A 1,056-nucleotide genomic window follows, 5' to 3' on the forward strand; every position below is an offset into this window, starting at 1 on the left:
AGGCGGCGCGTACGTGCCGATCGATCCGTCGTATCCGGAGGACCGGATTCGGTACATGCTGCAAGATTCGGGAGCGAAGCTGCTGCTGACGGAGCGGCAGCTTCGAGAGCGGATCTCCATTGAAGGCGAGTCGATCGATCTGGATGATTCACAATCGTACGATGAAGACGGTTCGAGTTTAGAGTCGGTAACGAAAGCCTCACATTTGTCTTACGTTATCTACACTTCGGGTTCGACCGGACAACCGAAGGGCGTCATGATTGAACATCGATCAGTCGTCAACTTTGTCCAGGCGATGGCTGATCGGATTGATTTTTCCGGCGGGAAATCGATTCTTTCGACGACAACGTTCTCGTTCGACATCTTTGGGCTGGAAACGTTCGTGCCGCTAACACAAGGCGCCAAAGTGGTGCTGACAAGCAACGAGCACCAGGACAATCCGAATGCGTTGCTTGAATTCATCGCGAAGCAGCAAGTGGATATCGTTCAAATGACGCCGTCACGGATGCAGCTCCTTCGTCAAGCGACCGATAACGCCTGGATGCAGCAGCTTCAAGCGGTCTTGATCGGGGGAGAAGCGTTCCCGGAAGCCTTGCTGGAAGGCCTGCAAAAAGAGATAGCCGCTCGCTTGTACAACATGTACGGCCCAACGGAGACGACGATATGGTCTTCCATGAAAGAAGTAACCGATGCTAAAACGTTATCGATCGGACAGCCGATTGCCAATACCCTGATTTACATCGTGGATATGAATCACCAACTGCAACCGGTCGGCGTAGCTGGAGAGCTGTGCATCGGCGGAACAGGGCTGGCGCGTGGGTACTTGAACCGTCCGGAACTGACAACGGAGAAATTCGTGGCGAATCCGTTCGCGCCGGGTGAGCGCATGTACCGGACCGGGGACTTGGCGAGATGGCTGCCGGACGGAAACATCGAGTATTTGGGCCGGATCGACCATCAGGTGAAAATCCGGGGCTACCGGATCGAACTGGGCGAGATCGAAGCGCAGCTGCTGCAAACGGGGCTTGCGCAGGAAGCGGTCGTCATCGCACGCGA

1 protein-coding gene is annotated in these 1,056 nt (G+C 55.4%); it reads left to right on the forward strand.

Features of this window, described 5'->3' with window-relative positions:
• Window positions 1-55: 55 nt before the first annotated feature.
• On the forward strand, window positions 56-1,056 hold a 1,001-nt coding region (locus tag BMZ79_RS33475), incomplete at its 3' end, for an amino acid adenylation domain-containing protein (protein WP_256253326.1).

It is taken from the genome of Paenibacillus sp. UNC496MF (assembly GCF_900113915.1).
Classification (GTDB): Bacteria; Bacillota; Bacilli; order Paenibacillales; family Paenibacillaceae; genus Paenibacillus_Z; species Paenibacillus_Z artemisiicola.